The sequence below is a fragment of the Pseudomonas sp. NC02 genome (genome assembly GCF_002874965.1).
Classification (GTDB): domain Bacteria; phylum Pseudomonadota; class Gammaproteobacteria; order Pseudomonadales; family Pseudomonadaceae; genus Aquipseudomonas.
On sequence record NZ_CP025624.1, the window covers coordinates 5,324,094 to 5,347,399 of the forward strand.

Annotated in this window: 22 protein-coding genes and 1 pseudogene; 8 read left to right on the forward strand and 15 right to left on the reverse strand. The window is 61.1% G+C overall.

Features of this window, described 5'->3' with window-relative positions; translation table 11 throughout:
• Positions 1-90: 90 nt before the first annotated feature.
• From C0058_RS24965 to C0058_RS25005, 9 genes are all read right to left on the reverse strand, one after another.
• Positions 91-1,485: an aromatic amino acid lyase gene (locus C0058_RS24965; protein WP_102369754.1), complete on the reverse strand. Its 1,395-nt coding sequence runs from the start codon at positions 1,483-1,485 to the stop codon at positions 91-93.
• On the reverse strand, positions 1,482-2,486 hold the full coding sequence (locus C0058_RS24970) for an ornithine cyclodeaminase family protein (protein WP_003213072.1): 1,005 nt from the start codon (positions 2,484-2,486) through the stop codon (positions 1,482-1,484). Before C0058_RS24970 ends, C0058_RS24965 begins: the two co-directional genes overlap by 4 nt.
• Positions 2,487-2,797: 311 nt before the next feature.
• Complete coding sequence (locus C0058_RS24975) at positions 2,798-3,724, reverse strand: aliphatic sulfonate ABC transporter substrate-binding protein (RefSeq protein WP_008431606.1); 927 nt, start codon at positions 3,722-3,724, stop codon at positions 2,798-2,800.
• Positions 3,724-4,737, reverse strand: coding sequence for an ABC transporter substrate-binding protein (locus tag C0058_RS24980; protein ID WP_102369755.1), 1,014 nt, complete (start codon positions 4,735-4,737; stop codon positions 3,724-3,726). The genes C0058_RS24975 and C0058_RS24980 overlap by 1 nt, the downstream gene beginning before the upstream one ends.
• A 146-nt stretch (positions 4,738-4,883) precedes the next feature.
• The gene (locus C0058_RS24985) at positions 4,884-7,523 is read right to left on the reverse strand and encodes a TonB-dependent receptor (protein ID WP_102369756.1); all 2,640 of its coding nucleotides are present in this window, start codon (positions 7,521-7,523) and stop codon (positions 4,884-4,886) included.
• A gap of 253 nt (positions 7,524-7,776) precedes the next feature.
• Positions 7,777-8,712, reverse strand: a complete 936-nt coding sequence (locus tag C0058_RS24990; protein ID WP_102369757.1) for a FecR domain-containing protein — start codon at positions 8,710-8,712, stop codon at positions 7,777-7,779.
• The gene (locus tag C0058_RS24995) at positions 8,709-9,218 is read right to left on the reverse strand and encodes a sigma-70 family RNA polymerase sigma factor (protein WP_003213062.1); all 510 of its coding nucleotides are present in this window, start codon (positions 9,216-9,218) and stop codon (positions 8,709-8,711) included. Before C0058_RS24995 ends, C0058_RS24990 begins: the two co-directional genes overlap by 4 nt.
• A gap of 218 nt (positions 9,219-9,436) precedes the next feature.
• Positions 9,437-10,216 carry a phosphate/phosphite/phosphonate ABC transporter substrate-binding protein gene (locus tag C0058_RS25000; protein WP_102369758.1) on the reverse strand — a complete coding sequence of 260 codons (780 nt, stop codon included), beginning with the start codon at positions 10,214-10,216 and terminating at the stop codon, positions 9,437-9,439.
• A gap of 9 nt (positions 10,217-10,225) precedes the next feature.
• Positions 10,226-11,167, reverse strand: a complete 942-nt coding sequence (locus C0058_RS25005; protein ID WP_008431594.1) for a fatty acid desaturase — start codon at positions 11,165-11,167, stop codon at positions 10,226-10,228.
• Positions 11,168-11,501: 334 nt separating this feature from the next.
• On the opposite strand from C0058_RS25005, the gene C0058_RS25010 reads away from it, so the two are divergent.
• Both C0058_RS25010 and C0058_RS25015 read left to right on the forward strand, forming a co-directional pair.
• On the forward strand, positions 11,502-11,939 hold the full coding sequence (locus C0058_RS25010) for a GNAT family N-acetyltransferase (protein WP_102370298.1): 438 nt from the start codon (positions 11,502-11,504) through the stop codon (positions 11,937-11,939).
• A 60-nt stretch (positions 11,940-11,999) separates the two neighbouring features.
• On the forward strand, positions 12,000-12,818 hold the full coding sequence (locus tag C0058_RS25015) for a class I SAM-dependent methyltransferase (RefSeq protein WP_102369759.1): 819 nt from the start codon (positions 12,000-12,002) through the stop codon (positions 12,816-12,818).
• A gap of 136 nt (positions 12,819-12,954) precedes the next feature.
• Here the strand turns inward: C0058_RS25015 and def are convergent, their stop codons facing one another.
• The 3 genes from def to C0058_RS25030 form a co-directional block, all read right to left on the reverse strand.
• Positions 12,955-13,494, reverse strand: coding sequence for a peptide deformylase (def, locus tag C0058_RS25020; RefSeq protein ID WP_003213049.1), 540 nt, complete (start codon positions 13,492-13,494; stop codon positions 12,955-12,957).
• Positions 13,495-13,497: 3 nt separating this feature from the next.
• Positions 13,498-14,442, reverse strand: coding sequence for a YihY/virulence factor BrkB family protein (locus tag C0058_RS25025; RefSeq protein ID WP_003213047.1), 945 nt, complete (start codon positions 14,440-14,442; stop codon positions 13,498-13,500).
• Positions 14,443-14,623: 181 nt separating this feature from the next.
• On the reverse strand, positions 14,624-14,809 hold the full coding sequence (locus tag C0058_RS25030) for a CsbD family protein (RefSeq protein ID WP_003213044.1): 186 nt from the start codon (positions 14,807-14,809) through the stop codon (positions 14,624-14,626).
• A 199-nt stretch (positions 14,810-15,008) separates the two neighbouring features.
• On the opposite strand from C0058_RS25030, the gene C0058_RS25035 reads away from it, so the two are divergent.
• Positions 15,009-15,386: a hypothetical protein gene (locus tag C0058_RS25035; RefSeq protein WP_003213043.1), complete on the forward strand. Its 378-nt coding sequence runs from the start codon at positions 15,009-15,011 to the stop codon at positions 15,384-15,386.
• Positions 15,387-15,569: 183 nt separating this feature from the next.
• Here C0058_RS25035 and fadD1 read toward each other — a convergent pair whose 3' ends face one another.
• Together fadD1 and fadD2 are read right to left on the reverse strand one after the other, a co-directional pair.
• The gene (fadD1, locus tag C0058_RS25040) at positions 15,570-17,261 is read right to left on the reverse strand and encodes a long-chain-fatty-acid--CoA ligase FadD1 (RefSeq protein WP_003213041.1); all 1,692 of its coding nucleotides are present in this window, start codon (positions 17,259-17,261) and stop codon (positions 15,570-15,572) included.
• Between the two features lie 395 nt (positions 17,262-17,656).
• Positions 17,657-19,345, reverse strand: a complete 1,689-nt coding sequence (gene fadD2 / locus C0058_RS25045; protein WP_102369760.1) for a long-chain-fatty-acid--CoA ligase FadD2 — start codon at positions 19,343-19,345, stop codon at positions 17,657-17,659.
• Between the two features lie 209 nt (positions 19,346-19,554).
• Between fadD2 and C0058_RS25050 the strand changes: the two genes are divergently transcribed.
• Positions 19,555-20,499, forward strand: a complete 945-nt coding sequence (locus C0058_RS25050) for an alpha/beta hydrolase (RefSeq protein WP_003213037.1) — start codon at positions 19,555-19,557, stop codon at positions 20,497-20,499.
• A 58-nt stretch (positions 20,500-20,557) separates the two neighbouring features.
• Complete coding sequence (locus tag C0058_RS25055) at positions 20,558-21,028, forward strand: MaoC family dehydratase (protein ID WP_003213034.1); 471 nt, start codon at positions 20,558-20,560, stop codon at positions 21,026-21,028.
• 55 nt (positions 21,029-21,083) lie between these two features.
• On the opposite strand, the gene C0058_RS25060 is transcribed toward C0058_RS25055, so the two are convergent.
• Entirely contained in the window at positions 21,084-21,551 is a 468-nt protein-coding gene (locus tag C0058_RS25060) for a PA2169 family four-helix-bundle protein (protein WP_003213033.1), read from the reverse strand.
• Between the two features lie 206 nt (positions 21,552-21,757).
• Between C0058_RS25060 and C0058_RS25065 the strand changes: the two genes are divergently transcribed.
• The 3 genes and pseudogenes from C0058_RS25065 to C0058_RS33105 form a co-directional block, all read left to right on the forward strand.
• Entirely contained in the window at positions 21,758-21,994 is a 237-nt protein-coding gene (locus C0058_RS25065; protein WP_003213031.1) for a DUF3820 family protein, read from the forward strand.
• Between the two features lie 12 nt (positions 21,995-22,006).
• Positions 22,007-23,188 (forward strand): aminotransferase class V-fold PLP-dependent enzyme, encoded by a 1,182-nt coding sequence (locus C0058_RS25070; RefSeq protein WP_102369761.1) that lies wholly within the window; start codon positions 22,007-22,009, stop codon positions 23,186-23,188.
• A pseudogene (locus tag C0058_RS33105) lies at positions 23,179-23,286 on the forward strand (outer membrane lipoprotein carrier protein LolA); the annotation flags it as partial. The gene C0058_RS25070 and the pseudogene C0058_RS33105, both read left to right, overlap by 10 nt.
• Positions 23,287-23,306 lie beyond the last annotated feature (20 nt).

The window sequence follows — 23,306 nt, forward strand, 5'->3', positions numbered from 1 at the left end:
CCTGTAGGAGCTGGCTTGCCTGCGATAGCGATGGTGAATCCAACACCGCTATCGCAGGCAAGCCAGCTCCCACATTGGGTCTTCATAGTTTTAGAGAATGGGTTTCAAGCCATCGTTTTCGATGAATGCGCTTAACGCCAACACATCCACCGACCCCGAACGATCCTGATCCAGGTGCGCCACCTGGCGGCGCACCGCCTGATGAATACGCCGGGTGCCCTGCCCCAGTTGAACCGTGCCGCACAGGTCCACCGCCTGCGCCGCCACGATCAACTCAATGCTGCCCAGCCACACCACGCGCTGCACCAGTTGCCGGGTTTTCTCGACCACCGCCAGCGCCTGCCCCGCATAATCTTCCACGCGATCCGCTACCGGCACGCTCACCGCCGGGATCGGATTGGCCAAGTGCCCGATCTCCGCCACCAACGCCGAACCGGTGCGCTGCAAGGCGGCCATGCCCACGTGCCCGGGCTGGTCGATCAGAAAGCGCGGCAGTTCACTGGAAGCCGGCGACAGCAACTTGGCAATCCGCTCGGCGCTGCACACCGCCACACGGCTCAACGCCAGGCCCAAGCCTTCGGCCGCCAGCGCGAGATGGGTGCTGTCGAAATTGGCCGTGGCCAGCACCAACGCGTCTTCGCTGATCAACGCCGGATTGTCCGCGCCGCTGGCCAGTTCCAGTTCGATCAACTCGCGTAACGCCTGCACTGCCTGTTGTGCCGCGCCTTGAACCACCGTGGCACAGCGAAAGCTCAGCGGGTCCTGTAGCCGACGCGGGTTATCGGCCAATTCGCCGCCCGCCAGCAATTCCAGCAACGTCGCTGATTGCCCGCTTTGCCCCGGCGCCGGGCGCAACCGCGAAGCCCAAGGCTGGAACGGACTGAGGTTGGCCCGATAGCCTTCACACGACAACGCCAGCCCCGCCAACACGGCCTGCAATGCCTGTTCGGCCTCGGCCACCAGCAACGCGCCAAGGCCGATGCTCGCGGAGTTGGCCGACACCAGCGCCAGGCCATCCTTGCCCGTCAATGGCACGTTCAGCGCCAGACTCAAATGCGCCAACGGCGCCAGGTCGCTCTCACCCAGCGAGCCGAGCAACGGCACCGCGGGCTCCATGCCGCAGTTGAGTAACGCCAACAGCGCCTGCGCTGCACCCGGCGAAATACCCGAACGCCCCTGGGCCAACCCCGCCAAGCGGGCTGCGGTGATCGCGCGTAATTCCTCACGCTTGGCCAGGCGGCCAACGCCCACCGCACGCCCCAAAGGAATGTTTGCCTGCACCGGCGCAACCTGCGTATCCACCGCCGCACCGAGGCCGGTGGTCACCCCGTAAATCGGCGTGCCTTCAGCCACCAGACGCAGCAACAGTCGATGCCCTTCGTCGATACGTTGGCGGGCCGCATCGCTGAAGTCAGCCGGTGCGTCTTGGCGGGCAATCGACAGCAAATCCTCAACCGTCAAACCGGCGGGATCGAAGTGAATCATGCCCAGCGCAACCGCTGGCCGATCCCCAGGCGTCTGGATTTTTCCAGCAGTGCGTGGCCCAGGGCGATATCGCTGAGGCTCAAGCCACGGTGCCAGAACAGGATGGTTTCCTCGGGGGTTTCCCGGCCGGTCTTCAAGCCGGCCACGATCTGCCCCAACTCGGCATGCAAGGTCTCGGCGCTGAGTTTTCCGGCGTCGACATGGGCGCGCAATGCGCCGAACATCCCGCCCTTGCACTGGCCCCAGTCGTCCACCACCAGCTTGTGCATGATGTCGGTCAACGACAGTTCCACCGCGCTCATGGTGCCGTAGGGCACGACGAAGGCACCGGGCTTGATCCACTCGGTGTGCAGCAACGGTTGCGGCTGATCCAGGCGTGAAGCTTCCACCACGATGTCGGCGCCGCGCACCGTGGACTCCCAGTCGTCGGTGACAATCACCGGCTTGCCGAGGTCGCGGCGCAGGCGTTCGGCGAAGGCTTCGCGGCTTTCACTGCGGCGCGAGTGCACGCGGATTTCGTCGAAGTCGAACAGGTGGTCCAGCAGCCGCACGTTCCAATACGCCGTGCCACGGGCACCGATGTGCGCGAGGATTTTGCTGTCGGGACGGGCCAGGTATTTGGCACCGATGGCGGTGACGGCGCCGGTGCGCATGTCGGTAATCGCCGAGGCGTCGAGGATGGCCTTGGGGATGCCGGTGGCCGGGTCCAGCAGATTGAGAATCGCCAGTTCCGAGGGCAGGCCCTTGCGGTAGTTATCGACAAAGTCGCCCACCACCTTGACCCCGGCGTAGCCGATTGCGCCGCCCAATACACCGCGCAGCACGTTGAAGTGGCCGTTGATTTCACCGCCGGGAATCAGGTGCATGCGCGGCTCGATCACCGCCTCGCTGCGGCCCTGGATGGCCAGGCTGGATTCGATGGCGTTGAGGATTTCGTCGTTGGTCAGGGCCAGTTCGTCGATGTCCAGGCCGTTGAGGAAGTCGATGTAGATCGGTTGCATGGTCTGCTCACTGATGGGTTGCGAAGGTCGATGCTGAAGATGCTTTTATGGGGTGAGGGAGATTGCTTTGGGGAGGGAGCTTGTTGTGGTGAAGGAGCTTGTTGTGGTGAGGAGCTTGCTGTGGCGAGGGAGCTTGCTCCCGCTGGAGTGCGCAGCGCTCCCGCTTTTTTTGGGGCCGCTACGCAGCCCAGCGGGAGCAAGCTCCCTCGCCACAGCAAGCTCCCTCGCCACAACAGCTCTTTCCCTAAAGCAAGCTCCCTTGCCACAGCAAACTCCCCCCCACAGCAAGCTCCCTTGCCACAGGGATCAAGTTAAGGGGCCTTGAACACAACCTGCTGCACATCGACCTTTTTCGGGATCAGGCCGTTGGCAAAAAACGCGTCGGCCGTACGTTGCTGGTTGGCGATATCCACCGCTTCCAATGGCCGGCTCGGCGTCGGCGAGCGGTGCTGGAAGTAACTCTCCACCACCGCCGGCTGCAAGCCCAATGTCTTGGCCATCAGCGCGACGCTTTCATCATGCTGGTCCAGCGACAACCGCTGCGCCTGGGCAAACACCTTGAGAATCGCCGCAATCGCCTGCGGGTGCTGCTTGGCAAACGGCCCGCTGGCGATGAAGAAACTGCCCGCCGGGTTCAGCCCCTGGCCATCCCCCAGCACCTTCGCCGAACCGTCCACCACGGCCGCCGAGTAGTACGGGTCCCACACCACCCAGGCGTCGACCTTGCCTTGTTCAAACGCGGCACGGCCGTCGGAGGGCGACAGGTACACCACGTTCACGTCCTTCCACTGCAAGCCGGCACGCAGCAAACTTTTGAGGAACAGGTTGTGGGCGCTGGAACCCTTGAGCAACGCCACGCGCTTGCCCTTGAGTTCGGCCACGCTTTGCACGGTGCTGTCCTTGGGCAGCAGGATGGCTTCGGTGCGCCCGTCATTGGGCTCGACGCCGATGTAGCGAATGTCGATGCCGGCAGCCTGGGCGAAGATCGGCGGGATGTCGCCGATATTGCCGATGTCGATGCTGCCGCCATTTAGGGCTTCGATCAGCGGCGGGCCGCCGAGGAATTCGATCCACTCGACCTTGGTGCCCGGCAACCCTTGCTCGAACAGGTGATGCTCACGGGCGAGCACCATGCTCACCGAGCTTTTCTGGTAGCCGACGCGCAGGGTGGCCGGTTCTGCCGCCAGCAGCGGCCCGGCGCACAGTGCCAGCAGTGTGGCTGCGATGAGCTTGCGCATCAGAGACTCTCCTTGACCTTGGCCGCGACGTCCGCCGGCACCCATTGCTGCCAGACCTGCGGCTGTTCTTTCAGGAACGCTTCGGCCACCTGGCGCGGCGCGGTGCGTTTCTCGGCCATTTGCGCGAGGATGCCGTTGAGCAGGTCAATCGGCAGGTCGACTTTTTCAAAGAACGTCACCAGTTGCGGGTACTGCGCCTTGAACGGCGCCGACACGCCAATCGCCAGGTGCGCTGGCATCGAACGAGTACCGATGGGGTGCGGGTTGTTGGCGTCGGCCAGGGTCTTCCAGGCTTCGGCGTTGAACGGTGGTTCTTCCAGTTTGATCAACTTGAAGCGCCCCAGCAGTGGCGTCGGCGACCAGTAGTAGAACAGCACCGGCTTGCCGCGACGGATCGAGGATGCAACCTCGGCATCCAGCGCCGCGCCGGAACCGGTGCGGAAGTTGACGTAGGTGTCGGTCAGGCCATAGGCCTTGAGCTTCTGGCTGTTGACGATCTCCGAGGTCCAGCCGGTGGGGCTGTTGAGGAAGCGCCCACGGGTCGGGTCTTCGGGGTCGCGGAACACGTCTTTGTAGCGGGCCAGGTCGGCGACGGATTTAAGCTCCGGGGCCAGGGGTTTGATGCCCCGTTCGGCGTCGCCCTTGATCACGTACTCCGGCACCCACCAGCCTTCGGTGGCGCCTTTGACGGTGTCGCCCAGGCCGAACACCTTACCTTCGCTTTCGGCCTTGACCCACGCCGGACTGCGCCCGGCCCACTCTTCGCCGATCACCTGGATATCGTCCTTGGCCAGGGCGGCCTCCAGGCTCACGGTGCTGCCGGGCAAGGTGTCGGTGGGCAGGCCATAGCCTTTCTCGACGATCAGGCGCAGCACTTCGGTGATCAGGCTGCCGCTTTCCCAGGTGATGTCACCGAAGTGGATCGGTTTGGCAGGTTCGGCGGCCGTGGCTGATTGTGCCAGGACGGTGAGTGCCAATAGCGAGCCACCGAGCAGGTTCTTGATTGTTTTCATGTGTTACCTCGTGGTGATTCCATGAAGAGTGCTCTTGTGGCGAGGGAGCTTGCTCCCGCTGGACTGCGCAGCAGGCCCAAAGTGCTTGGGGCCGCTACGCGCCCCAGCGGGAGCAAGCTCCCTCGCCACAGGTTTTGCATCAGGGTTTAAAAGTCATAACTGAGCCGCGTGTAGTAAAACGCCCCTTCCGGCGCCGTCGGCGACAGGTAGCTGTATTGCTGGCCCGGGGTCTGGCGCAAACGGGTGTTGTAGTCGTCAGGCTTGCTGTCGAACAGGTTGTTGACGCCCACCGACACCCGCAGTTGTTTGGTGAAGGCGTAGTTCACGTCCAGGTCGGTGGTCCATTGCGCACTGAAGGTCTGGTCGTACTGGGCGTTGGCTTCGCTGGAGGCATATTTGCGGTACTTGCCGTAACGGGTTTCGTTGAGGGCAATGGTCCATTGGTTGAGCTTGTGGACCGCGCCAAACACCAGCTTGTCTTCCGGGTAACCGTGCTCCAGGAAGCCACGGGATTCACGGGTCAGCACTTCGAAGCCGTTGGGGTTTTCGTGGACCTTTTCGATAGTGGTGCGGGCCTTGGTGTAGCCCGCCGACAGGTTCAGGTTGCCGAACTGCTCAAGGTCCAGGTTGTACTTGCCCACGATGTCGACGCCGCGGGTGCGGGTGTCGGCGGCGTTGGTCATGAACTGCGCCCAGGAGTACTGGCCGTAGCCGGCGTCCTTGAGGATCTGCTCGGCCAGCGGCCCGGAAATACCACCGCTGAACAGCAGGCGGTCACGAATCGAGATCTGGTAGGCGTCGATGGTCAGCGAGGCCTGGTCGGTTGGGCGCAGCACCAGGCCCAGGGAGAAGTTGGTGGACTTCTCGGGCTTCAGCGGCTGTGCACCGAGGGCTCGGGCGGCCGGGTTGTCGGCCGGCAGCATGCGGGTCAGCACCGGGTTGCCGTTGGCGTCGAGGTTGGTGGTGGTGGTCCAGGAGGTGCCGATCTGGCCCAGGCTGGGCGCGTGGTAGGCATTGTTGACCGTGGCCCGCAGGCCGACTTTCGGGGTGAAGTCATAGCGCGCCGAGAGTTTGCCGGTGGTGGCTGAACCGAAGTCCGAGTAGTGCTCGGTACGCCCGGCAATGCCCACCTGGAGCTTGTCGGTGACCTGGTTTTCCAGGCCGAAATACACGCCGCCCACATCACGCTTGAAGGTGCCGGCGTCGTCCGGGGTCAGGCCCGAAGCCTGCACCGCGCCAACCTGCACGCCGTCGATGCCACCGTAGGAATAGGAATCGTAGTCGCCGGCCTCCAGCCGGTATTGCTCATGCCGGTAGGCAACGCCCGCCGACACGGTGAGTGGATGGCTCGACCAGTCGACGTTCAGATCCTTGGCGTAATCCAGGGTGATGTTGGTCTGGTCGTTGACCAGGGTGGCGACGTTGAACTTGGTCGGGCTGTTGATCCCGTAGCTCGGGTTGACGGTGTTGAAAGCCAGTTCGTCGTGCTCGTCGCGGCCATAGGTGGCGCTCAAATCGAAGCGGCCGATGCTCTCGTCTTCATAGCGGGTGCCGACGGTGACGGCGCCGTCTTCATAGCGATAGCGGTATTTCGGGATGGTGCCGTTGGGGTAGATCCCGGCCACGTTGTTCGGGCTGCTGGCCAGCAGCGGCGGCGTGTTGTTCACCGAAGTGTCCTGGCCGAAGGTGGCGAAACTGTAGAGGCGCCATTGGTCGTTCAGGCCGATTTCGGCGTTGGCCGCCAGGTTGTATTTGTCGCGCCCGGCACCGCCCCAGCGCGGGTCTTGTACCTGGCCGTCGGCGACGTATTTGTCGCCGATGTCATCGGGTTTGTTGTTCAGGGTGTTGAAGCTCAGGGTCAGGAAACCATCCCCCGGCAAGCCGATGCCGTACCAGCCATCGGTGGTTTTGCTGAAGCCGTCGCCCTGGGCGTATTTGCCCAGTTGGGTGTTGATGCCGCCACCGCTGTCGCGCTCCTTGAGCACGATGTTGACCACCCCCGCCACCGCGTCCGAACCGTATTGCGCCGAGGCACCGTCGCGCAGCACTTCGACGTGGTCGATGGCGCTGATGGGGATCATGTCGAGGTCCACCGGCTGCGCGCCAATGAACGGCACGCCACCGGAAATGTTCACCACCGCCGAGGTGTGCCGGCGCTTGCCGTTGATCAGCACCAGGGTCTGGTCCGGGGACAAGCCGCGCAGGGAGGCGCCTTTCGGGTCCTGGCCGCGGGTGGCGCTGTTGTTCTGTGGAAAGTTGAACGAGGGCAGCAGTTGGAACAGCGCCTGGTTGAGGCTGGTGGCGCCGGTTTGCTTGAGTTCCTCGGCGTTGATCACATCCACCGGGGCGCTGCTGGTGAGGGCCGTGGCGTCGCTGCGACGGGTACCGATGGCGACCACACGGTCGAGGGTCGGCGCCTGGGCTTCGGCGGTTTGCGCCTTGATGCTGTTGCTGGCAGGCGCGACTTTGGCGCCTTCCTTGATGATGAATGCACCGTCCGGGCTGACCTGGACTTGCAGGCCGGTGCCCTTGAGCGCGGCGTCTACCGCCTGTTGCGCCGACAGCGAACCGTCGACCCGCGCCGAGGAATAATTGCCCAGCTGCGGCGTGAAGGAAATCACCTGGCCGCTCTGGCGGCTGATGTTCAGCAGCACTTCGTCCAGCGGGCCGGGCGCGATGTGGTAGACCTGGCGCGCCTCTTCGGCGCTGGCAGCGAAAGACAGGAACAGACTGGCCAACGGCACCAGGGCAAAGGTTCGAAGCGGTGTACGGTTGAATGGGCTCACGTTGGCTCCCCCCAAGGAAACTCCTGAGCGCTGCTCCCCGCAGCGCTTACGGGAGTGATGTGGGATGGCCGGGGGAAAACTTGCAGATCGTTTGGTTATGTCGATAGAACCGACATTCGGAAACGACGCGGTCAACTGTGGGAGCTGTCGAGCTTTAGCGAGGCTGCGATGGTATCGCTGCGGTACATCTGCGAGGCCGAGGTGCTCGCATCGCAGGCAAGCCAGCTCCCACATTGACCGAGGTGAACCGTTTTCAGGCGGCACTGACGGTCACCCACAACCCGGTCCGGCGGGTGATGTGGATCGGCAGGGTGCGTGCCAGGGTGTCGAGGATCTGGTCGGGATTGTCGAGGCGGTACAGGCCGCTGACCCGCAACCCTGCCACCGCCGGATCGAGGCGCAGCACACCGTTGTGATACGGGCGCAGTGCGTCGATCACTTCCACCAGCGGGCGGTCGCGCACTTGCAGGAAACCGTCGATCCACGCCGTCGCCCCCGAGGAACTGGCCAGCACCGGGCCGAAGCCGAAGCGGTCATAAGTCACCTCGTGCCCGGCCTCCAGTTGCAGGCGTTCGCCGTTCTGGCCGTCGATCTCCAGGGCGCCGTTGAGCGCCACCACATGGCCCTGCCCTTCGCGCTCGCGCAGCAACAGGCGATTGCCCAAGGCATGCAGTCGAGCTTGATCGGTCTGAATGAAAAACGGTCGGTTGCTGTCCCTGGCAATCTTCACCAGCAACTCGCCATCGCGCAGGCGCACCACGCGGTGTTGTGGGTCGAACTGGATGTCGGCGGCACTGCGGGCGTTGAGCAGTAACTCGCTGCCATCCGCCAGCTCTACAGTGCGCCGTTCGCCGGTGCCGGTGCGGATATCGGCGGTCAAATCCTCCACCACCGGCCGGGCCAGCCAACCGGCGCCCAGCATCAGGCCAGCGCCCACCAGGGCGCCGCGCAACACCGTGCGGCGGCTGGATGGCGCGTCCAGTGCCTGCTGCAATACCTTGCCGCTGACGCCTTGGGTCTGCGGAATTTGAAACACACCGAGGCGGGTTTCCAGTTGTTGGCACAAGGCTTCGTGACGCGGGTCTGCGGCACGCCACTGATGGTAACGCTGCCAGTCGGCGGCACTCGCCTCGCCGGAGCGCAGCAACACCACCCAGCGAGTGGCGCTGTCGATCAGGTCGTCGCTCATTCCAGGCACAGCCGCAGGCAGCGGTTGACGGCACGGGTCATGTAGTCGCTGACCGAGCGTTGGGAAATGCCCAGCTCGGCCGCGATTTCCGGGTAGGTCAGGCCATTGAGTTGCGACAGCAGAAAGGTCGCCTTGACCTTGGCCGGCAAGCCGTCGAGCAACTGGTCGATGGCCTGCAGGGCTTCGAGCATCTGCGCCAAATCCTCAGGGGATGGCGCGGGCGAGGTTTCGTCCTGGTCGAGGGCGTCGAGGTAGGCGCGCTCCAGGTCACGGCGACGCCACAGCTGGTACATCAGGCGTTGGGCAATGGTGGTGAGCAAGGCGCGTGGCTGGCGGATCGGCGCCACGCCCGGGGAACTCAGGAGCTGGACGAAGGTGTCGGCGGCGATGTCTTCGGCGTGGGCACGGGAATCGAGATGGCGGTGCAAACGGCCGCACAGCCAGTCGTAATGACTGCGGAACAATCCGCCCACGTAATCGCTGTGAGAAGTGTCGGCGCCGGACATAGTGGCTCCATCTGAGTAGGTTGCGCGTTATGTCCGGTGTTCCGGTGGAGCGATCCTAGCAAGGCTGCTTATTCTTTAATAATATTTAAAAGGTATTTTTATATAACCAATAATTCACACGCTCTGCGTGGGAATGCCGCCTTGGACGCTCTGCGTCTGCTTTGAAATCGTGACGCAGAGCGTCACAGGATGCATTCCCACGCGGAGCGTGGGAACGATCATTGGAGGCGTGGATAACCCAAGGCTTCCGCCTGCTGCCGGTATTCCAGCAGCACCTGGTAATCCGCTTCGGTGGCGGGCAGCACTTCGTGTACGCCGAGGGTTTGCACCACTTCGGGCAGATCCTGCAAGGCCAGGTTCATGACCTCCCGCAGGTGTTCACTTGAGCCCGACGCGCTGATGTAAGGCAGCGTCGGGCTGGGCGCGCTGCGGGTGACGATCCTCAGCCCGGCCACTTCCTCTGGCGCAAAACGGGCGAGGTAGTCGTAGGTCACGCTGTCGATGGCGGCAAGGTCTGCGCGGTTTTCCCGCAGCCATCGCAGGCTTTCGCGATGGGCGCCGCTGATGCCGACTTCGGCAAAGAACCGACCGCCCTGCTGCAGCGGCGCCAGGCGTTCGCGCAGCAGGTTCATGCCGCTGTTGGAGTCATGGCCGTTGATCACGCCGCGGCTGTCTTGGAAGTCGGCCAAGGCAACGCGGGGATTGTCGTCGCGGGTCAGCAGCAGGCTGCAATGCTGGCCGCCGCTGCTGTGGGGCAGTTCGTAGCGCGGGCGGCCAATCACCTGGACTTGCCCGCGCAGCTCGGTCATCAGCGGGTAGCCGCAGGTTTGCGTCAGCAGCAATTGCGGGGCGCGCCACAGGCTGCGCAGGTCGAGATGATCAGCCTTGCGGCGGGTCGCGCCCAGGCGCTCAAGGATGCGCGAAAGCCAGCGCTCATTGGCCTGTTGCACCTGCTGCGGCGCCACGTACATCAGCAGTTCGGCGTAGCGGTCACTCATGGTCGTCTCTCAAGCAAAGGGGTGCCGTGGGCTGTCGATGGCCTTGAGCCCGTGACGGCCGATCAACTGGCCGTAACCCTGCACCAGGAACCCGCCGCTGCGCGCCACCCATTGTTCGCGGCGCGCGCGGTACACGGTGGGCAGCAAATACCACGGCAGCTTCGGCAAGTCGTGATGCACCAGGTGCAGGTTGTTGTTGAGGAACAGCCAGGTCCACGGCCAGGCGGCTTCGTTAAGCACCGTGCGCTGTTCCGGTTGTGGGTGCGGGCGATGCTCATAGTAGGAACGGATCGCCGCCACCGACAAGGCCGGCACGCTGACCAGCGCCACGTAGTGCCACACCGGCAGCACGCTGTAGTGGGCGATGAAGGTCAGCATCAGCACGGTCACGGTGCCATGGCTCAGCCACATCAGCCACGCCTGGCGCTGGCCTTTGCGTAGGCGTCTGACCTCGTTGCGCGCCAGCTTCCACAGCGCCAGCGGCGAACCCAACAGGAAGCGCCCCAGGACGGTCTTGGTCAGCCAATGCAAGGTGCGCTCGAACAGCGAACTGTCATCCCACTGCCGCTGATTCAGGTAGCGGCTTTCCGGGTCGACACCGGGCACCGTCAGGTCTTCGTCGTTGTGGTGCACCAGGTGGCAGTTGCGGTACAGGGTGTAGGGGTACCAGACGGCAAACGGTGCGTAGCCGAGGAGTTTGTTCAAAGCAGTGAAGCGGGTGGGATGGCCGTGCAGCAGTTCGTGTTGCAGGGACATCCACAGCGTCACGAGCGGGATCAACAGTGCGGTACTCAGCCACAGGCCAAGCCAGTGGCTGGCGAGGATCACCGCAAACCAGCCGGCATAGACGCCGATCAACAGCAGCCAGGTCGGCCACTCGGTGCGGGCGGTAAAGGTCTGGGCCAGGGCTTCGATTTCCCGGCGCTGGGTTTCATCAAGGTAGTTGGACATCGGCAGCTCAGGGCAGGCGTGGCCGACGAAAAAGTCGGCTTCATCCTGCTCTGTGCAATGGGGCGGGAAAATCTTGCAGATCGTTTGGTGCTTAGCTTAGAACTTAATGACCGAACAGGTTGCTGTCGGTTTTCTTGGCCTTTTTCTCGGCGCGTTTTTCATCGGCGGTCTTTGCCGGTTTCTTCTTGTCAGCTTTCTTAGAATTCAGACCTTTGGCCATGATGCGTGCTCCACTTACAGGGGATGTAACACTGGGTATAACACCGATTGCCCAACAGAAGGCGCTTTGCCCGACTTATAATCTGCGCCCCCTGGATTCGCGTGTTTGAAAACCATGCCCGAGTTTCACATCGACCGACTGGCAGAGCCGTTGTGGCCGCTGCTGAACAAGTTCTATCGCAGCCATAACTCACCGATGAAGGCCCTCAAGGGTGGCCAGTTGTGGGTGGCCAGGGGCAGCGAGATTGTCGCGGGCCTGTGCCTGACGCCGGTGGTGGGTGGGCAGTGGTTGACCGGGCTGTTTGTCGACCCGGCGCTGCGTGGCCAGGGGCTGGCGGCGCAATTGATTCGCGCCTCGGTCGCAAGCGTTGAAGGCACGGTGTGGCTGCTGTGCCATCCGGACCTGGAAGGCTTTTATCAACGCCTGGGTTTTACCCAGGACACGTTGCTGCCGCAGTCCTTGTCGGAGCGCCTGGTGCGCTACAAACGCAACAAGCCGATGATCGCCATGGGCTTAGAACCGTTGGTGAGGTCGACCTTCAATAAAGTGTGATCAGCCGTTGTGGGCCCCATGCTAGCCTCGGCGGCACCAGCGGCCCATTACAGGATGATCATGAAAGCGACCCTTGCAGCCTTATCCCTTGCAGCTCTCCTCGCCCCGGCCTTGAGCCAGGCAGCCGAAGCGCCGGTTTCCGCCGAGCAGTATGCAACCGTGCTCGCCGGCAGTTGGCGCGTGCCGGCCAACAGCGCGCGTGATGTGTATCGTCACCCGCAGCAGACCCTGGAGTTCTTTGGCCTGCGGGGCGACCAGACCCTGATCGAAATCACCCCCGGTGGAGGCTGGTACAGCGAGCTGCTGGCGCCGCTGCTCAAGGATAACGGCCACTACATCGCTGCCGTGCAGGCGCCGAACAGCAGTGCCTATGCGCGTACATCAGAAGAAAACCTGAAAAAGAAATTCGCCGCAGACCCGCTGCATTATTCCAAGGCCGGCTTCGCCGAGTTCGACCCCAAGGCTCCGGTGCTGGGCAAGCCTGGCTCGGCCGACACCGTGCTGACCTTTCGCAACGTTCATAACTGGGTGATGGCGGATACGGCGCCGGCGATGTTCGAGGCGTTCTTCAAGGTGTTGAAACCGGGCGGCGTGCTGGGGGTGGTGGATCACCGGGCCAAGGACGGGGCGTCGCTGGAAGACATCAAGCACAGCGGTTACCTGACCACCGCGTATGTGGTGAAACTGGCGACGGATGCGGGGTTCAAGCTTGAGGGGCAGAGCGAGGTGAATGCCAACCCGAAAGATACCAAGGACTACCCGGATGGGGTCTGGACCTTGCCGCCGGCGTTGACGTTGGGGGAGAAGGACAAGGCCAAGTATGTGGCGATTGGTGAGTCGGACCGGATGACGTTGCGGTTTGTGAAGCCCGCAAAATAAGCTGAATGCACACAGAACAAATGTGGGAGCGGGCTTGCTCGTGAATGCGGTGGATCAGTCTATATCTTCGGTGACTGGCACTCCGCTTTCGCGAGCAAGCCCGCTCCCACAGTTTGAGGTGTGTTTTGCCTGAGGGTTATTCGTCTGCCGTAGGATCCATATCCGGGAACATCACTTCGATAAACCCGAACTTGCTGAAATCGGTAATCCGCGACGGGTACAGCCGGCCGATCAGGTGATCGCACTCGTGCTGTACCACCCGCGCGTGAAAGCCTTCGGCAATCCGCACAATCGGCTCGCCCTTGGGGTCAAACCCTTCGTAGCGAATCTGCTGGTAACGGTCCACTGCCCCACGCAAACCAGGCACCGACAGGCACCCTTCATAGCCTTCTTCCAGCACCGGGCTGAGCGGCGTGATCAGCGGGTTGATCAGGATGGTCTGGGGCACGGCGGGCGCGTCCGGGTAGCGTTCGCTGCTCTCGAAACCGAAGATCACCAGTTGCAGGTCCACTCCAATCTGCGGCGCGGCCAGGCCGACGCCACCGACGTGTTCCATGGTCTGGAACATGTCATCAATCAACTGCCACAGCTCGGGGCTGTCGAACATTTCCGGCGGAACCGGCGGGGCAATACGCAGCAGGCGCTCATCGCCCATTTTCAGGATTTCACGGATCATCGATCAGACTTCATCGGTAGTGGGCTTGAGGGAAGGGTCGCGGCCAAGGCCTGAGACATGCTTTTTTTCGTCGTGCTCGCCAAAGTCCTTTTCACCAGGATCCTTGCCTTCGGCCGACATGTGTTCGATCACCGCATTCATCTCCGCCCCCAGCAACAGCACGGCAGCCGAGATGTAGAAGTACAACAGCAGCACAATGATCGCGCCGATACTGCCATACATGGCGTTGTAGTCGGCAAAGGTTTTGACGTAGTAGCCAAAACCCAGGGAAGCGACGATCCAGACCACCACCGCCAGCACCGATCCCGGGGTGATAAAGCGAAACTTCTGCTTCACGTCAGGCATCACGTAGTACATCAACGCCACGGAGAACATCAACAGGATGACGATCAGCGGCCAACGCAGGATGGTCCACAGCGTGACCACGAATTCCTGCATGCCGATCTGCCCCGCCAGCCATTCCATCACCTGGGGCCCGAGCACCATCAAGGCGGCGGCGGCCAACAGCATGCCGGCGAAGCCTACGGTGTAGAAAATCGACAGCGGGAAGCGCTTCCAGATCGGTCGGCCTTCCACCACGTCATAGGCGGCATTCATCGCACTCATCATCAGGCGCACACCCGCCGAGGCGGTGTACAGCGCGATCACGATACCCACCGACAACAGGCCACCCTTGGATTGCTGCAACTGGTCGATCACCGGGTTGACCTGCTCCAGGGCCTGGGGCGGCAATACCAGTTCCGATTGCATGCGCAGCCAGGTGAAGAAGTCCGGCAGGTGCAGGAAACCGATCAGGGCAATCAGGAACAGCAGGAAGGGAAACAGCGAGAACAGCATCTGGTAGGCCAGCGCCGAGGCGTACGTAGGCATCTCGTCATCGAGGAACTCTGTGACAGTGCGCACCAGCACTTTGTGCAGGGGCAAGCCTTGTAATACCGGAAAAATCATAGCGTCTCCTTTCGCCGCAAAAAGTTGAGTTCGTGGGCGACTCAGGGGCCGTTTTCTACATCAAGGTAGCTTATTTGGCGACCTTGAAACAATTTCCAAACTTTAATCACTGCAGGTGACACAAAAACGGCCATCCGTGGATGGCCGTCGGGCTGCTGGAGTGCAGGCAGCCAGGTCGGGACTATTTGACCGCTTTCTTTACTGCGTCCTTGGTGTCGCCGACTGCTTTTTGCACTTCACCTTTCTTTTCCTGAACCACGCCTTCAGCCCGCAACTTGTCGTTGCCGGTGACTTTGCCAACACCTTGCTTGATGTTGCCTACGGCTTCGTTCGCCAAACCTTTTGCCTTGTCCGATGTGCTACTCATGGTATTTCTCCTGGGAACAATCAAGGATTTTGGTCACTACGTAATCGTTGACCCTTGGCCTTTCCAGAGAGTTTCAATTATTTTTTCAGCGGCATTTCATCGCGCCGTACAGGTTTGGCTTTATGTTTTGCGGCCAACCCACGAGAATGCCGGGCACATCCAGGCGCAAGCGCTGGGTAACAGATCCCGTAGGAAGGTTATGAAACTCAATAAAGCACAGGCCATTGCCCGCAGAAACCAGGAACTGGGCGGTGCCGTACTCGGTGTCAACAACTGCCACTTCACCGACCTGGACCGCAAACGCAACATCTGGTGGTTCGACCTGCCGGTGGGCCGGATTGCCGTGGGCCAGTACGAGTGGATCCACTTGTTGATGCACAACGCCGAGAGCGACCAGTTGCTGCACTTGAAGGTGCCAACGGTGTTTTTGCGCGAGAAGCTGGAAGGCCTGGTGGTGCGCAATGCCGGCAAGCGCAAGCCGGAGATTACCCTGGAGCTGAGTGCCGACAAGGACTCGTTCCTCAAGGACGTACGCCCGGCCGGTGCCGGTGTGAGCTTCGCGCAGTTCGCACTGTAGGAATGCGGTAAAACCTGTGGGAGCGGGCTTGCTCGCGAATGCGGTGTGTCAGTAACCGGTATATCACTGGCACACCGCTTTCGCGAGCAAGCCCGCTCCCACATTTGGATTGCATTTCAATGCGGGAAAATCAGCGTTCAATAAAAAGCCCCGCATCTGCGGGGCTTTTTGTTGGGGGCCGAGTTACTTCTTCAAACCCAGCTTTTTCAGTTCTTCATCCCGCAACTCACGCCGCAGGATCTTGCCCACGTTGGTGGTCGGCAGCGCATCGCGGAATTCCACGGCCTTGGGCACCTTGTAGCCGGTGACGTTGGCGCGCATGTGCTCCATCACCTGGTCTTTGGTCAGGCTGGCACCCGGCTTGACCACGATGAAGATCTTGATGTGTTCCCCGGACTTCTCGTCCGGCACACCAATGGCCGCGCATTGCAGCACGCCCGGCAGGGTCGCCAGCACGTCTTCCAGCTCGTTGGGGTAGACGTTGAAACCGGAGACCAGAATCATGTCCTTCTTGCGGTCGACAATGCGCATGTAGCCATCTGGCTGGATGATCGCGATGTCACCGGTCTTCAGCCAGCCTTCGCTGTCGAGGATCTCGGCGGTGGCGTCTTCGCGCTGCCAGTAGCCCTTCATCACTTGCGGGCCCTTGACGCACAATTCGCCCACTTCACCCAGCGCCAGCTCGACGCCGTCATCGGTGATGACCTTGCACAGGGTCGACGGCACCGGAATGCCGATGGTGCCGATCTGGATGTTCTGGATCGGGTTCACGGTGGCCACCGGGCTGGTTTCGGTCATGCCGTAACCTTCGCAGATGGAGCAGCCGGTGACCGCTTTCCAGCGCTCGGCCGCCGCCAGTTGCAGGGCCATGCCGCCTGACAGGGTGACCTTCAGCGCCGAGAAATCCAGCTTGCGGAAGGCGTCGTTGTTGCACAGGGCAACAAACAGGGTGTTCAGGCCGACAAAGCCGCTGAACTTCCACTTCGACAGTTCCTTGACCATCGCCGACAGGTCGCGCGGGTTGCTGATCAGGATGTTGTGGTTGCCGATCAGCATCATCGCCATGCAATGAAAGGTGAAGGCATAGATGTGGTACAGCGGCAGCGGGGTAATCAGGATCTCGCAACCTTCATTCAGGTTGGAGCCCATCAGCGCCTTGCACTGCAGCATGTTGGCGACGAGGTTGCGGTGGGTCAGCATCGCGCCCTTGGCCACGCCCGTGGTGCCGCCGGTGTATTGCAGCACGGCGACTTCGTCGCTGGCGGGGCTGACTTCGTTCACCGGCTGGCCGTGGCCCTTGGCCAATACGTCGTTGAACTTGATCGCCTTGGGCAAGTGATAGGCCGGGACCATCTTCTTCACGTACTTGATGACGCTGTTGATCAGCAGGCGCTTGAGCGGCGGCAACAGGTCGGCGACTTCGGTGACGATCACGTGCCGGACGGAAGTCTTGGGCACGACTTTTTCAGCCAGGTGCGCCATGTTGGCCAGGCAGACCAGGGCCTTGGCACCGGAGTCGTTGAATTGGTGTTCCATTTCCCGCGCGGTGTACAGCGGGTTGGTGTTGACCACGATCAAGCCGGCACGGATGGCGCCGAACACGGCGACCGGGTATTGCAGGACGTTGGGCAGTTGCACGGCGATTCGATCACCGGGCTGCAAGTCGGTATGCTGTTGCAGGTAAGCGGCGAAGGCGCCGGACAGTTCGTACAGTTCACCGTAGGTGATTGTCTTGCCCAGGTTGCTGAAAGCCGGTTTGTTGGCGAAGCGTTGGCAGGACTGCTTCAGTACCGCCTGAATATTCGGATACTCGTCTGGATTGATTTCTGCAGCAATCCCGGCGGGGTACTTATCCTTCCAAAAGTCTTCGATCATGGAAGCCCACTCCTCAGCGACGCGAATTCATTCATCGCATTTGATGCGATTATTATTTGTTTGTTTTTGGGTGAGTCTGGCGGTTAAAAGCAGGCCAAGAGGTCACAAAGCGCGCCGAGAGTAGCAGCTTTGCCAAGGGCCGCCTAGAGCCAAAAGAGGCCCCTACGGTCATAAACATGACTCAAGAATATCTAATGGTCATTTTTAGAGCAAAGATTCTATAAGCCAAGAAAGGGCTCTGGAATGGGCTTCTACGCATTTAAACTGAATGAATAAAAAGCCAAATGTGGGAGCGGGCTTGCTCGCGAAAGCGCAGTGTCAGTCACAGGATATGTCGACTGGTATACCGCTTTCGCGAGCAAGCCCGCTCCCACATTTTTTGACCTTATTTCAAATCAGGCTATGTCGCGCAATTCGCGCCGCAGGATCTTGCCCACCGGCGTCATCGGCAACGACTCACGCAACACAATATGCTTGGGCACCTTGTAGCCGGTGAAGTTGGCCTTGCAGTAGGTCTTCAGCTCTTCAAGGCTCACGCCTTGGGCACGGGCCACCACAAACAGCTTCACCGCCTCGCCGGTACGCTCGTCCGGTACGCCGATCACCGCGCAGCTGGCCACCGCCGGATGCGCCATCACCACGTCTTCGATCTCGTTGGGGTACACGTTGAACCCCGAGACGATGATCAGATCCTTCTTGCGATCAACGATGCGCACAAAGCCGTCCGGGTCGATCACCGCGATATCGCCGGTCTTGAGCCAGCCTTCGGCGTCCAGGGTCTCGGCAGTGGCCACCGGTTGCTGCCAGTAGCCCTTCATCACTTGCGGGCCCTTGATGCACAGCTCGCCCCGCTCGCCCAGCGGCAGCTCCGCGCCGTTGTCGTCGATGATCTTCATCGCCGTGCCCGGCACCGGAATGCCCACGGTGCCCAGCTTCGATTTGCCGCCATAGGGGTTGGTGCTGGCCACCGGTGAGGTTTCGGTCAAGCCGTAGCCTTCACCAATCGCGCAGCCGGTCAGTTGCTGCCAGCGCTCGGCCGTGGCCTTGACCAGTGCGGTGCCGCCGGAGTTGGTGAGCTTGAGGTGGGAGAAATCCAGGCTCTTGAAGTCCGGGTGGTCCATCAAGGCCACGAACAGGGTGTTGAGCCCCAGCAGCCCGGTGAAGCGCCACTTTTTCAGCTCCTTGATAAAGCCGCCGATGTCCCGGGGATTGGTGATCAGTACGTTGTGGTTGCCCGATACCATCATGCACATGCAATTCGCGGTGAAGGCATAGATGTGGTACAGCGGCAGCGGCGCCACCATCACCTCCTGGCCTTCCTTGATCAGCGGATGGCCGTCGTCCCCCAGTTGCGACATGCACGCCCGCACTTGCTGCATGTTGGCCACCAGGTTGCCGTGGGTAAGCATTGCGCCCTTGGCCAGGCCGGTGGTGCCGCCGGTGTATTGCAGCACCGCGATGTCGTCGAGGGTCACCGGATGGCGGTTGAGTGCCTGGCCGGCGCCCATGCGCAGGGCGCGCTTGAAGGAGATGGCTTGCGGCAGGTTATAGGCCGGGACCATCTTCTTGACCTTGTCGACCACGGTGTTGATCAGCCAGCCCTTGGCGGCGGGCATGAAGTCGCCCATCTTCGCTTCGATCAGGTATTCGATCTCGATGTCCTTGCTGACTTCTTCAACCCGCGAGCCAAACAGGTTCAGGTACACCAGCGCACGAATGCCTGCATCCTTGAATTGGTGACGCATTTCCCGCGGGGTGTACAACGGGTTGGTGTTGACCACGATCAGCCCGGCGCGCAGGGCGCCGAACACGGCAATCGGATAATGCAGGACGTTGGGCATCTGCACGGCAATGCGGTCACCCGGCTTGAGGTCGGTGTGCCACTGCAGGTAACCGGCGAACGCGGCGCTGCGCCGATCCAGCTCGGCGTAGGTCAGGGTGATCCCCATGTTGCTGAACGCCGGACGATCGGCAAAGGTCTTGCAGGAACGCTCGAAGACTTCGATCACCGATTTATAGGCTGTGAGGTCGATCTCGTTGGGAACCCCGGCTGCGCGTTTGTCATTCCAGAAATCAGGTTGCATTATTCTTGTCCTCTTACCTGAGTGGTCCGGCCGCTTTTGATGTTGCGATGAAAGCGGAGCTTTGGGGACGTTAGCAGCTATGGTCAATCAGGCAAATACAACAAGATGCGTCATTGATTGTGTGAATCTCCCCGCCAAGGCCAGCGCTGATCCAGCGGCCTGCGGTGAATGAGCTATACACTGCAACGACCCTGAGCAAAGGAAGCGCCATGAACCACACCACTTTCTGGCTGACCGCGAATGACCGCAGTCGGGTGTACGTCAACCAGTGGCTGCCGGACGGGCCGCCCAAGGCGCTGATCATGCTGGCCCACGGCATGGCCGAGCACAGTGGCCGCTATGCCCGCCTGGCCCAGGCGTTGTGCGATGCCGGCTACGGCCTGTACGCCCCCGACCAGCGCGGCCACGGGCGTACCGCCGACGAGGGCACCCTGGGGCTGTTCGCCGAGAAAGACGGCTGGAACAAGGTGGTGGGCGACCTGGCGAGCCTCAACCAGCATATCGGCCAGCAAGCGCCGGGGGTGCCGATCATCCTGCTGGGCCACAGCATGGGCAGCTACATTGCCCAGGCGTACCTGCTGCACCACAGCGCGAGCCTTAACGGGGCGATTCTCAGCGGCTCGAATTTCCAGCCGGTGGCGCTGTACGGCGCGGCCAAGGTGATTGCCCATGTCGAACGCCTGCGCCAGGGGTTGCGCGGGCGCAGTGCGCTGATTGATTTCCTGTCATTTGGATCGTTCAACAAGGCGTTCAAACCCAATCGCACCGCTTTCGACTGGCTCAGCCGTGACCCGGCCGAGGTCGACAAGTACGTCAGCGACCCGCTTTGCGGCTTCCGTTGCACCAACCAGCTGTGGATCGACCTGCTGGGCGGCTTGCAGCAAATCAGCAAAGCGTCCAATCTCGCTCAGATAGACCCGGGGCTGCCCATCCTGATAATGGGCGGTGAATGTGATCCGGTCAGTGAAGGCAAGCGTCTCAAAAGTCTGGCCAATGCGTTGCGTGAAGCCGGCTGCCAGCACCTGGAGCTGAGCATTTACCCACAGGCGCGCCACGAATTATTCAACGAAACCAACCGTGATGCGGTCACAGCCGACGTGCTGACGTGGCTGGCCCAGGCAGCAGTGCTGCGCCGCCCTACTCGCTGCGAATGATTTTTCGTTTAAAATCAATATATTAAGATTTCTGATTAGCCACAGGATGCACCAACTGATGACCCAGGTTACCAACACGCCTTACGAAGCCCTCGAAGTCGGCCAGACCGCCAGCTACAGCAAGACCGTCGAAGAGCGCGATATCCAGTTGTTCGCGGCAATGTCCGGCGACCACAACCCGGTGCATCTGGACGCCGAATTCGCCAAGGCGACCATGTTCAAGGAGCGCATTGCCCACGGCATGTTCAGCGGCGCCCTGATCAGCGCGGCGGTTGCGTGCGAGTTGCCTGGGCCCGGCACGATATACATCGGCCAGCAAATGACCTTCCAGAAGCCGGTCAAAATCGGCGACACCCTGACCGTGCGTCTGGAAATCCTCGAGAAGCTGCCGAAATTCCGCGTGCGTATCGCCACCCGCGTATTCAACCAGCGCGATGAACTGGTGGTGGATGGCGAAGCCGAGATCCTCGCGCCACGCAAGCAGCAGACCGTGACCCTGACCGAACTGCCGGCCATCAGCATCGGTTGAACGAATGCCTATGAAAAAGCCCCGCATCTGCGGGGCTTTTTTATTCAGGCGGGGCTCAAGACTGAGCGCGAGCCTGGTTACGCAGGGCTTTCACCTGGTCGTGGTTGCGTTGCGCGCCGTGGAACTGACGCTCTACCAGATCACGAATGCCCAGCAGGTTGTGCTTGTTGATCTTCTCGATCGCTTCTTTGTAAGCCTTCAGTGCGTGGTCTTCACCGCGCTCGGCTTCGTTCAGCACGGCTTCTTCGTCTTTACCGGTCACCATCGACTTCACGTCGACCCAACCACGGTGCAAGGCACCGGCGACGCTACCGGAATCTTCCGGATCGCCACCCAGTGCTCTTACTGCGGTCTGCAGTTCGGCAGCGGCGGTACCGCAATCAACGGAACGTTTGGCAAACAGGGCTTTGAGTTCTGGGTGCTTGATGTCTTCTGCGCAGGTCTTGAAGCCTTCCTGGCCGTCTTTGCTGGTCTCGATCAGGTCGTTGAGTACGGAGATCGATTCTTTGTTGATATCAGTCATTTTTCAATTCCTTCGCGGGTTAAGAAACGTGTATTAGTAATTGCAGCGCCCGTGCCAGCTTTTGAAAAACAATTTATTACTTAAATTTCAATAAGTTAGCCAATACACAAAAATCTGTATCCGCTTTATTTGCATGATCTGTCATTTGGCCTCCATGCAGAATGCCTGTATTTTCCAAGGCATCGACTCAAACACCTGAAGCCGCAATGAACCCTGAAAAACTTGAACTGCTGATCACCCGCGAAATGCCCTTCGGCAAGTACAAGGGCCGGATCATTGCCGACCTGCCCGGCCCCTACCTGAACTGGTTCGCCCGTGAAGGTTTCCCCCACGGCGAACTTGGCGGGTTGCTGGCCCTGATGCAGGAAATCGACCACAACGGTTTATCCGAACTGCTGGAACCCCTACGCGCCAAGCACGGCAAGCCCGCCCCTCGTCATTAATAGAGCACGCACATGGACAGTACCCGCGACGAACAACACTGGCACGCCATCGCCCAGCGCTACGACCTGGAGCCCGGCCCGATCAACCTCGAAAACGGTTACTTCGGGCGCATGAGCCGCGCGGTACTTGAGCAGTATCAGGACAACGTCGCCTTCATCAACCGCAGCAACTCGATCCATGTGCGCCAGCGTTTCGAGCAGGGCGAAAACGTCGAGATCCGTAACCAGTTGGCGCAGCTGATGGACGCCGATCCTGAAGCCATCGCCCTCACCCGCTGCGCCTCGGATGCGTTGCAGTCGCTGATCCGCAACTACAACCGCTTGCAGCCCGGCGACCAGGTGCTGATCAGCGACCTGGAGTACGACACCGTCAAGGGCGCCATGCGCTGGCTGGCGCAGAATCGGGGCGTAGAAGTGATCGAAATTGCCCACGAACACCCGGCCAGTTTCGACAGCCTGGTGCAGACGTATCGCGATGCGTTCCTGCGCTATCCCCGCCTGAAACTGCTGGCACTGACCTACGTGACCCACCGCACCGGGCTGGTGATGCCGGTGGAGGCGATTGCCGGCGCTGCCAGGGAACATGGAATTGATGTGATCCTCGATGGCGCCCATGCGCTGGGGCAGATCGAGTTCAACCTGGCACAGTTGGGTATCGCGTTTGCCGGTTTCAACCTGCACAAGTGGATCGGTGCGCCGTTGACCCTGGGCTTTATTTATATCGACCCGCAACGGTTGGCGGACATTGATCCGGACATGGGTGAGTTTCACTATCCGGTGACCGATGTACGTGCCCGCACGCCGTACAGCACGCCGAATTTCCCGGCGTTGATGACCTTGCCGCTGGTGTTCGAAGAGCATCGTTTGCTGGGTGGATCCAGAGCCAAGGGCGCCCGCCTTAATTACCTGCGGGATTTGTGGGTGAGTGAGGTGCGGCAGTTGCCGGGAATTGAAGTGCTGACGCCCGACGATCCACGGCTGTATTGCGCGATCACGTCGTTCAAGTTCACTGACAAGCAGGATCAGCAGGTGATGGCGGAGCGACTGCTCAAGGAATACAACCTCTTCACCACAACCCGCAGCGGGGCGTCGTTCGGCAGTTGTATTCGGGTGACACCAGGCTTTTTGACGTCAGCGGCAGACATTCATGCGCTGATCAAAGCCATCACCGAACTGAGCGCGATATCACTGTAGGAGCGAGCTTGCTCGCGAAGGTCGTTAACGATGACACGGGAAACCTGACACCCAGCGGTGCTCTCGGTTTTTTCGCGAGCAAGCTCGCTCCTACAGTGGGAGTGGGCCATTTTCCGCA